This window comes from Loigolactobacillus jiayinensis (assembly GCF_003946445.1).
GTDB lineage: Bacteria > Bacillota > Bacilli > Lactobacillales > Lactobacillaceae > Loigolactobacillus > Loigolactobacillus jiayinensis.
In genome coordinates, this window is the sequence record NZ_RHOF01000087.1 from 1 (window position 1) to 9450 (window position 9450).

At 44.8% G+C, this 9450-nt stretch carries 14 protein-coding genes; 5 read left to right on the forward strand and 9 right to left on the reverse strand.

What is annotated here, in order from left to right; genetic code table 11:
• Positions 1-277, forward strand: a 277-nt coding sequence (locus EKM80_RS15075; protein WP_225418898.1) for a hypothetical protein, incomplete at its 5' end; no start/stop codon positions are given.
• Here EKM80_RS15075 and EKM80_RS13950 read toward each other — a convergent pair.
• Positions 248-1573: a dihydrolipoyl dehydrogenase family protein gene (locus EKM80_RS13950; protein ID WP_125554236.1), complete on the reverse strand. Its 1326-nt coding sequence runs from the start codon at positions 1571-1573 to the stop codon at positions 248-250. The two genes, EKM80_RS15075 and EKM80_RS13950, sit on opposite strands and share 30 nt — an antisense overlap.
• A 110-nt stretch (positions 1574-1683) precedes the next feature.
• A complete protein-coding gene (locus EKM80_RS13955; RefSeq protein WP_125554215.1) occupies positions 1684-2118 on the reverse strand; it encodes a hypothetical protein in 435 nt (144 codons plus the stop codon).
• 155 nt (positions 2119-2273) lie between these two features.
• On the opposite strand from EKM80_RS13955, the gene EKM80_RS13960 reads away from it, so the two are divergent.
• The 4 genes from EKM80_RS13960 (at position 2274) to EKM80_RS13970 (ending at position 4896) form a co-directional block, all read left to right on the forward strand.
• A complete protein-coding gene (locus EKM80_RS13960; protein WP_125554217.1) occupies positions 2274-3134 on the forward strand; it encodes an NADP-dependent oxidoreductase in 861 nt (286 codons plus the stop codon).
• Positions 3135-3345: 211 nt separating this feature from the next.
• A complete protein-coding gene (locus EKM80_RS14945; RefSeq protein WP_164509586.1) occupies positions 3346-3501 on the forward strand; it encodes a hypothetical protein in 156 nt (51 codons plus the stop codon).
• A gap of 122 nt (positions 3502-3623) precedes the next feature.
• A complete protein-coding gene (locus EKM80_RS13965; protein WP_125554219.1) occupies positions 3624-4529 on the forward strand; it encodes an isoaspartyl peptidase/L-asparaginase in 906 nt (301 codons plus the stop codon).
• On the forward strand, positions 4513-4896 hold the full coding sequence (locus tag EKM80_RS13970; RefSeq protein ID WP_125554221.1) for a hypothetical protein: 384 nt from the start codon (positions 4513-4515) through the stop codon (positions 4894-4896). The genes EKM80_RS13965 and EKM80_RS13970 overlap by 17 nt, the downstream gene beginning before the upstream one ends.
• Before the next feature lie 44 nt (positions 4897-4940).
• Here the strand turns inward: EKM80_RS13970 and hisC are convergent, their stop codons facing one another.
• The 7 genes from hisC to hisB are packed head-to-tail and all read right to left on the reverse strand — an operon-like array spanning position 4941 to position 9389.
• The gene (gene hisC / locus EKM80_RS13975; RefSeq protein WP_125554223.1) at positions 4941-6017 is read right to left on the reverse strand and encodes a histidinol-phosphate transaminase; all 1077 of its coding nucleotides are present in this window, start codon (positions 6015-6017) and stop codon (positions 4941-4943) included.
• A gap of 20 nt (positions 6018-6037) precedes the next feature.
• Entirely contained in the window at positions 6038-6358 is a 321-nt protein-coding gene (gene hisE / locus EKM80_RS13980; RefSeq protein WP_125554224.1) for a phosphoribosyl-ATP diphosphatase, read from the reverse strand.
• A gap of 23 nt (positions 6359-6381) precedes the next feature.
• Positions 6382-6726, reverse strand: a complete 345-nt coding sequence (hisI, locus tag EKM80_RS13985) for a phosphoribosyl-AMP cyclohydrolase (protein ID WP_125554226.1) — start codon at positions 6724-6726, stop codon at positions 6382-6384.
• Complete coding sequence (gene hisF, locus EKM80_RS13990; protein WP_125554228.1) at positions 6723-7481, reverse strand: imidazole glycerol phosphate synthase subunit HisF; 759 nt, start codon at positions 7479-7481, stop codon at positions 6723-6725. The genes hisI and hisF overlap by 4 nt, the downstream gene beginning before the upstream one ends.
• The gene (gene hisA / locus EKM80_RS13995; protein WP_125554230.1) at positions 7481-8197 is read right to left on the reverse strand and encodes a 1-(5-phosphoribosyl)-5-[(5-phosphoribosylamino)methylideneamino]imidazole-4-carboxamide isomerase; all 717 of its coding nucleotides are present in this window, start codon (positions 8195-8197) and stop codon (positions 7481-7483) included. Before hisA ends, hisF begins: the two co-directional genes overlap by 1 nt.
• Positions 8194-8805: an imidazole glycerol phosphate synthase subunit HisH gene (gene hisH, locus EKM80_RS14000; protein ID WP_125554232.1), complete on the reverse strand. Its 612-nt coding sequence runs from the start codon at positions 8803-8805 to the stop codon at positions 8194-8196. Before hisH ends, hisA begins: the two co-directional genes overlap by 4 nt.
• Positions 8805-9389 carry an imidazoleglycerol-phosphate dehydratase HisB gene (hisB, locus tag EKM80_RS14005; protein WP_125554234.1) on the reverse strand — a complete coding sequence of 195 codons (585 nt, stop codon included), beginning with the start codon at positions 9387-9389 and terminating at the stop codon, positions 8805-8807. Before hisB ends, hisH begins: the two co-directional genes overlap by 1 nt.
• Between the last annotated feature and the right edge of the window lie 61 nt (positions 9390-9450).

A 9450-nucleotide genomic window follows, 5' to 3' on the forward strand; every position in this document is an offset into this window, starting at 1 on the left:
GAATGGAGTCGCCAGTGGGCCAGATGTGTCGATAGTTCTTAATGGTGGGTTGTGCCATTTAGAACTATGCGTGGCTGGCGAGATCCATTTTTCCGTCCGCTTTTGCGTTTATCTAGGAAAAATTAGCTCGCCAACGCGCCACTCGTTCCGTCCACTGGCGACGGAATGGAAGCTAACTAGCTCGACCTACAGCCAAACCTCAAAAAAATGCGTACCAGTCGAATTCAATACCGGCACACATTTTGGATTAAACTTTGCGAAAATAGCTATGCTGTAAGCTCGGAAATGTATAAATAAAGCGTTGAACTTGCTCATGGGTCAAGCGTAATTCAATAATTTCCAGTAAGCCGTTGATTGTATCGACTGCTTCATTGCTATACTCCACAGCACCAACCAAGATGTGTTCTTGGTCAAAAACTAACGTTAAACTACCGTCTGCTTCATTCTGAACTTGGCGGAACCAGTCCTCACTATAATCAAAAGTTTCAACCGTATATTGTAGCGGTGACTGCGCAGCAACAGTAGGACTAACGCCAACTTGAGAAATTCGTGGCGAGGTGAAAACAGTTGTGGCAATGCTCGGATAATTAATTGGCTGAGTCGTTTGACCAGTAAATAACTGCGCCAAATATTGTGCTTCAAAAATGGCCACCGGTGTGATCTTTGGCTGTGATTTTGCGACTACATCCCCTGTCGCGTAGATATCCGGCACGTTAGTCTGTAAGTGATCATCGACTTCAATGCCATTTTTATTGGTCGCAATTTTTAAAACCTCTAAGCCACTATCATCAACATGTGGTAGCCGTCCAGTAGCATCAACAATATAATCAGCCGCCAACGCAAATTGATTGGCCCCCTGGAGGCGGAAACCATCTGCTACCTCGGTCACAGAGTCAATCGTTTGATCATAGAGAAATTTTACACCACGATTGCGCAAACTAATGATCAAGCGTTCAACATATGGCTGATAAAACTCTCGTAGCGGCTGATGACCGCGCAGCACCACAGTAACGTCTGAGCCAGCGGCATTAGCAATCGCGGCGAATTCCATACCAACGTAGCCGGCACCAATAATTGCTAAGCGTTGCGGCATTTTCGTTAATGCCATAAAGTCGGTACTATCGTGCAAATAATTTTGGCCAGGAATATCCAATCGATGTGGCAACTGACCCAATGCCAAGACGATTTTTTCAGCTGTATATTCAGTATTGTCAACTAATACCGTATGCTCAGCTGTCAGCGTCGCATGGCCCTTGATGACCTGAACATTAGCTTTGACTAATTTTTGCTCATTACTAGCAGCTAAACGACCGATCACTTCATGTTTGTGCGCCATCAGGTCGGGCCAATTAATTTGCGGTACTGTATCAAAACCGCGCCCCTGTAGCTGTTCAATGTTGCGCATTAATTCAACGGGCTTATCTAAAGTAATTTTAGCGTTACAGCCACGATTGCTGCAGACACCGCCAAACAAACCTTCTTCTATGACTGCAACTTTTAATCCAGCTTGGCTCATAGGAATTGCGCCATTCCAAGCGCCTTGCCCACTACCAATAAACAGTACATCAAACATCATGCCAATAGCCTCCTTTAACTTATCCTGCAAATAGTGTTCATCATCAAGTTAGCACGCACCGAAAACTAAAGCAAAGAATTCGTTTCCAATTTTACTGGAATAACGATCTAACCCGTTTTCCCTAATTGATATTCTTCGGTCAATAACTGCTTTATTTCAGTCAGGCTACGCGTACGCTGGGCGTGACCGTCACCTTGTTTATGATGACAAATAGCGTACTCAGTTACATTAAAGGCATCGATCATATCGCAAATTGCAGCAGCATAATCTCGATAAATTTGAATGAGATGTTGGTGTTGCCGCTGATACTTGTGTGGTGCTTCTAATTCTTGAAAACGATCAACTAAACTACCAAAATTAATTAAACTACGCTTAAAATTAGCTTTTAATTCGATTAATTCAATAGTTGTTGCTTCTCGTGTTTCCATTACTTGTAAATAACGGCCTTCATAATCACGGAAACCTTGATCGAACATTTTCAGTTTAGTGATCATATACGTAACGCATTGCAGGTAGCGTTTTTGAATGTCAAAATCATTCATTTATTACACCTCTATCTTATTGATTTAATAAGAATAAAGTAACATTGATAATAATTTCTAGCAATAAAAACGCATGAAAGCTAATATCGTGGACATTGGTTCCTAATTGTATAATAATGGTAGCTAATTAATGACGAATAGAGGCTATCAAGGTTATGCAGGCAATGGTAATTAATCAATTTGGTTCAGCGAAGGCGTTAAATTTAGTGGAACGCCCACAACCAGAAATTTCGGCGACACAAGTTCTAGTAAAAGTGCACGCTTTTTCGATCGACCAATTAGATTTGCAGCTGCGGACTGGTCAACTTATTACACAAATTCCTGCCGCCTTTCCGCTGGCTTTAGGCTGGGATCTGGCTGGAACGATTGTTGCTGTAGGTTCTGCAGTCACTGATTTTTTAGTTGATGATGCTGTTTTAGCGCGTTTACCACTAATAACACCAGGAGCAGCCGCAGAATATGTTGCCATTGAAGCTAAGTGCTTGGCTTACAAGCCCGATAACATCAGCTTTCGCCAAGCTGCAGCACTACCAACAGCTGGCTTGACGGCTTGGCAAGCCATCGTCACCCACTTAGCAGTAGAGAAGCAGCAAACTGTTTTGATCAACGATTTTTCAACCTGTGCTGGTCAATTAGCCACACAATTAGCGGTGGGCATTGGTGCTAAGGTAACGGCAATCACCGCTGACACGACTCGTGAGCCTGATTTTAATTTAGTCACTGCGGCAACTGCTGCTCAACAGCGTTATGATGCACTGCTTGATTTAACCGCTACGCCACTGTCCACGGAACTATTACGGGCAAACGGCCACTACTTAGCCACTCAAACTGATTTTAATTTACAGCCCGATGGCACTGAGTTACAGCATTTGGTCGACCTACTTAGCCACGACAAGTTGCAATTGTCACTTGGTCGTAGTCTGCCTTTTTCAGAGCTTAGCCTGATCACTGCGCATCGCCTATTGGAAGCTGGTCATACACAAGGTAAAGTCGTGATCGAAGTTATCGCTGACTAACCTGTTGTCGCTTAAGTAGTGCCTCCTGTTTATTTCTGAAAATAGGTCATTTTTCTTCTACATTTTAGCATCGACTGATTATCCGCCAACAGCGTTAATTACTTTTTGAAAATGTTACCAAACTGTAATCTAAATCAGTGACTAAATCGCTGATATTTTGTGGCATAATCAGTACAATGAAGGTAGGAACAAATGAAGGGGGCTGAGCATTGTGACAAGCACAGCTTTATCGATTTATAACAATCTGGGCCAACGCCTACAATTGCGACCCAACATTCGTTACACACTAATTGTTAAAAATGGCTATATTTTGGCGTTGCGCGCTGGTGAAAAGCAGTTACGATTACCGAATTTAGTCGTTGCTTAACGCAAAAACGTGCAGCCAAAAAGTCGGCTCACGTTTTTTCATTTTTGTGTGTAAATAGCTTATAATGAAGTGACTGTTCCATGTACAAATTAAATTAAGCCTTATTTTAAGGGGGAATCCATATGACTTGGGGAATTATTTCAACGTGGCAAATGAGTTTGGCCGGTGTAACCAGTGCTGCGGCACAATTACGTGATGGTCGGCCCAGCGGTGATGCGGTACAAACCGCAATTGAGAATGTCGAAAGCAATCCAGCATTTAATTCGGTGGGCTATGGCGGTTTGCCTAACGCTGAAGGAACCGTGGAAATGGACGCTGCCTTTATGAATGGCGATACTTTGAGTATCGGCGCCGTCGCAGCCTTACATGATATCGCTCATCCAATTGCTGTGGCCCGTAACTTATCCCACGAGCAATTAAATAACTTTTTAGCTGGTAGCGGTGCTGATGCTTACGCGCAACGGCACGGTTTCGTTGGCAAAAGTATGCTGACACCAGAGATGCAAGCCTTTTGGGGCAAACAAGTTCGTAAAAATGCCACCCGCCATGATGTCTTGAATACGCATGATACAGTTTCAGTGATCAGCTTAGATTATCGTGGTCGTCTGCATACGGGTACGTCGACAACCGGTATTTTTATGAAAGCTAAAGGCCGCGTGGGCGATGCACCCCTACCTGGGGCAGGCTTCTACTGCGATAACCAAGTCGCTGGCGTGGTAACTACTGGCTTAGGCGAAGATTTAATGAAGGGTATGCTCCCCTTTAAAATCAACGAGCTGATTCGTGGCGGCGCAACACCGCAAGAAGCGTGTGACCAAGCCGTTTATCCATTTGTCGATGAACTTTATCATCGCAGTGGCCATATTGGTGCCGTTTCCGTTGTCGCCTTAGATAAGGAAGGCAACTGGGGTGTCGCTACTAACACCGCGTTCACTTTCGTGGTGGCCACTGATCAGCTAGAACCAACTGTTTTCAACGCGGAACGCGGTAAGCACAACACGACCGTCATTGATGAAGCAAGTCTTTAACGGCTATTTACATGGTGCCGAGCGTGTTTTATTAGCGCCAGCACCAGCTGAATTTCATTTGGAATTAAATTTTGGCGTAGGCCAACAACCAACCCTGTACTTACCAACCGATAATCGCCGCCAGTACCCTGTTAAGCTAGTTGTAACTAGACAACATTTACAGTTACAAGCACACCAATCCCAGCGCTGGTCGGTACCTGAATTGGTTGCACCTTGCTTGGTCATCGATTGCACAACGGTTGGCTTCAGCTGGCAGTTAGGTGAACAAACGGACATAGTGAAGTTGGTGCGCCTACCCGAACAACGCTTGGTGATTTTAGCCAGCAAGCGACCATTAGATTATCAAGTTATTATTACAAGCAACTAAAAATCGTCAGTGAACAACATTAGAGTTGTTTACTGACGATTATTTTATTGCTGATAAAATGCCAAAATCAATTGCTGTAATTTTGCATTCTGTTCCGCAGTGCCAAAGGTGATGCGCAACCAATCTGGCCGTAAGCCAGTGCGGACAATGAAGCCATGGTGTAGCAAATCATCCGCTAAAGCTAGTGCTTGTGGTGCCTTAAAGAAAGTAAAGTTAGCTTGCGAACGGTAAAAAGTAAAGCCGTTTTGCTGCAAAAATTCTTCCCACTGTTGTCGTGCTTTTTGTACACGCGTTACGGTTGTTTGCAAAAAGTCTTGATCCGCTAAGGCTGTTTTAGCAGCTAATTGCGCGACGGCACCTAAGTTATACGGTAAGCGGACTGACTGCAAGCTAGGTGCTAATTTAGGCGGCATAACCGCATAGCCGACCCGAAAATTAGCTAAACCATATGCCTTCGAGAAGGTTCGCAGTACCATTAAATTAGCATATTGTGTCAACAATGGTAGCGCCGTATAAGTGGTCAAATCGTCAACAAAATCCATATAGGCTTCGTCGATCAATACTAATACATTTTCTGGTACTTGCGCCATGAATTCAGCAATGGCGGCACAAGTAACTGCAGTCCCGGTAGGATTATTCGGATTACACAACCAAATCAGCTTCGTTTGTGGTGTGATTGCGGCAGCTAAAGCCGTTAAATCTGCTATGCCATCAGTTTGAACTGACACATCGCGCACCACTGCAGCTTCAATTTGCGCATGTAATTTATATTCAGAAAATGTCGGGCCTAGTTCCAACACCTCATCCGTATTTTCTAAAAAGGTCCGCGATACGAGTTCGATTACTTCATCTAATCCATTACCAAACAACAAGCGTTCTGGCGCTACATTAATGTATTCAGCGACAGCTTGGCGCAAGGCGCTGGCATCGCCATCTGGATAATAGCGGCTGTTACTGAAGTCCCAGTTTTGTAAGGCTTGCTGAACTTTTGGCGAAGTGCCAAAGGGATTTTCATTGGCCGATAAGCGAACCACCTTAGCGAGGCCGAGCTTTTCTTCTAACTCCGGTAATGGCGTTTCTGGTACATATGGTTGTAACTGACTGACGGTTTTTTTCAGCATCGCGGTTCCTCCCTCATTAATTAAAGCTTGTCGATTTCGCGCCGTTCTTTAGTTTTACTCATTAGCCCTTCACGTTTAGCCAATTCAGTTTTGATATCATCAACGCTGATGCCACGATCTACCATTAACACAAGCACATGGTAAACAAGGTCGCTGACTTCGTAGACAAAATCTTCATCGCTAGGATTTTTGGCCGCAACTACGACTTCGGTCGATTCTTCACCGACTTTTTTCAAGATTTTATCTAAGCCTTTCGTGAATAAATAGTCAGTATACGAACCAGCCTCTGGTTTATTTTTCCGTTGTAAAATAAGTTGATAAAGTTCTTCAATTGTCTGCATCTTGATTGCCTTCTTTTAATAGTTTAATTATTTGTTTGTTCTAAATCACGGCCGTGAATATCACGATAAAAGCAGCTGTAATGGCCGGTATGGCATGCGGGACCAGCTGGTTTAACACTGATCAATAAGGTGTCGGCATCACAATCAACGCGGATGTCGACGACCGTTTGCGTATTCCCGCTAGTTGCACCTTTATGCCACAACTCTTGCCGGCTACGTGACCAGAACCATGTTTCGCCGGTTGCTAATGTCTTTTGCCAGCTAGCTTCATTCATATAGGCCACCATTAAAACCGCACCGTTACTGGCATCAGTAATCACGGTGGTCAATAATTGTTGTGGCAATTTACTGAAATCTAATTGGATCATCGAACGATCACTCCTTGTTCGCGTAGGCTTTGTTTAACTTGTGGAATCGTCAATTCACCATAATGAAATACGGAGGCCGCCAAAGCAGCATCGACATCAGTTTTAGCAAAGAGGTCATTGAAATCCGCCAATTTACCACAACCACCGGAAGCAACGATCGGCACATTAACCGCCGCGGTTAACGCTTGGTATAATGCCAGATCATAGCCGGATTTGGTGCCGTCACGATCCATACTGGTCACTAATAATTCACCAGCACCAAGTGCCACTACTTTTTTAGCCCAGCTGATGGCTTCAAGATCAGTGGCTTTACGGCCACCATTGACGTAAACTCGATATTCTTGCGTCGCCTCATCCCACCGAACATCGATGGCAACCACGATACATTGACGACCAAACTTTTCGGCACCGGCGTGAATCAGTTCCGGCTGGGTCACCGCAGCTGAATTCAACGCAATTTTATCGGCGCCGGCCTTTAACAAAGCTTGCATGTCGGCAACACTTTTAATGCCCCCGCCAACGGTTAACGGCATAAAGACTTGTGCAGCAACTTTTTCAATCGTGTCGACCATAGCACCGCGAGCTTCATTAGTTGCTGTAATATCGAGAAAAACTAGTTCATCGGCACCTTGTTTTTCATACGCTGCAGCAATTTCTGCTGGATCACCAACATCAGTTAAATCAACAAAGTTAACGCCTTTTTTGACGCGACCATGATCGACGTCGAGACAAGGTACAATTCGTTTGGCTAACATCAGCTCATCACCGCCAATTCTGCTAAAGTTACGCTGCCGGCAAATAACGCCTTACCTATAATTGCGTGATCGATGCCAGCAGCATTTAAGTTTGCTAAATCACGTGCATCGCGGACCCCACCGGAAGCCACAAAGGTTGCCGCGGGAAATTGAGCCGCTAAGTCGACTAATTGTTTCTGATTTGGCCCTTGTAAAGTGCCGTCACGCTCGATATCGGTCACAATAAAAGTCGTTACGCCGACTTTTTGCATTGCGGCAACTAGATCAGCCATCGTCACTTGGCTTTGTTCTAGCCAACCTTCCGTAGCGACTTTGCCGTCTTTGCCGTCAATACCGACAACGATTTTAGCGGCACCAAACTTTTTGACTGCGGCAGTGACTAATTCTGGATCAGTTAAGGCCGCGGAACCAATAATCACCCGCACCACACCTAACGCTAAATAAGCTTCGATTTGCGCTAATGTGCGAATACCACCACCAATTTCGACCTGTAATGGCGTTTGTTCCACGATAGCGGCAATTGTTGCTTGATTTGCTGGACGACCGTCCTTCGCACCGTCCAGATCGACTAAATGTAAATTGGTCAAGCCGGCTGCGGCAATTTGTTTGGCCTGAGTGAGTGGTGAATCATTGACCACCGTTTCTTGGTCGAATTGGCCCTGATATAGCCGAACGCTACGGCCGTTTTTTAAATCGATTGCTGGGTATAAGTTCATGCTAAGACCAACTCCTTATTGAAGCGCGCCAAGCCAAGTAGTCCAACTTGGCCACTTTTTTCGGGGTGAAATTGCATTCCCATCACATTGTCTTGTTGAATAATGCTGGGAATTTTCACGCCGTAATCAGTTTGTGCAATAATATTTTTTGCTGCGGTTTGAACGTAAAATGAGTGCACGAAGTAAGTTGCTTGGTGGTTAAATACGTCCGCCACTGGATTCTGTTGCAGCACGTCGTTGGTGTTCCACCCCATATGTGGCACCTTTAAACCGAGATCAGTCGGAATTGGGACAACTTCACCTGGCAATAAACCGAGGCCTTTTGCCGGACCAAATTCGTAGCCAGTTTCAACTAATAATTGCATGCCTAGACAAATACCCAACATTGGTTTACCTTGCTGTGCAGCAGTTTGTAGCACGCTAACTAAGTCACGCGCTTCCAAGGCCGCCATTGCTTTTTGAAACGCGCCAACACCAGGGAGGATCAGACCGTCGGCAGCTAAAATTGTCGCCGGATCACTGGAGAGCTGGTTCGCAATACCGAGGTAATCCAACGCTTTTTTCAAGTTACGCGTATTTCCGGTATCATAATCGACAACAACGATCATTAAATCACTCCTTTAGTTGACGGAATCCCTTTAACTTCTGGATTAATGGTCACCGCACCACGCATTGCCCGGCCAAGTGCTTTGAATAAGGCTTCGACTTTATGGTGTGTATTACGGCCATACAAAACAGTCGCGTGGCAGTTTAGCTCAGCGTTGAAGGCAAAACCTTGGAAAAAGTCTTCGGTAACTTCAGTGTCGTACCCGCCCAGCCGTGGATTGGTTAGCTCAGCGTCAAAGACTAAGTAAGAACGTCCAGATAAATCGATCACCACGCGAGCGAGCGTTTCGTCCATCGGCACATAGGCTGTGCCAAAACGTTCGATACCTGCCTTATCGCCTAGTGCCTGCTTGAAACACTGGCCCAACACGATTGCAATATCTTCAGTTGTATGATGCGGATCAACGTTCAAGTCACCATTGGCTTCAACAATCAAGCCGAACCGGCCATGTTTGGCAAAAGCATTTAGCATATGATCCAGAAAACCGATGCCGCTATTAATTTTAATGACGCTAGCATCATCTAAATTAAGGTCAACCGTAATTTGTGTTTCTTGCGTATCACGCGTAATTTTTGCTTGGCGCATAGTTACACCTCCTCGTATTATTAAATTTAGAAACTTACTTCTTTGTACTTAACGACTCAGG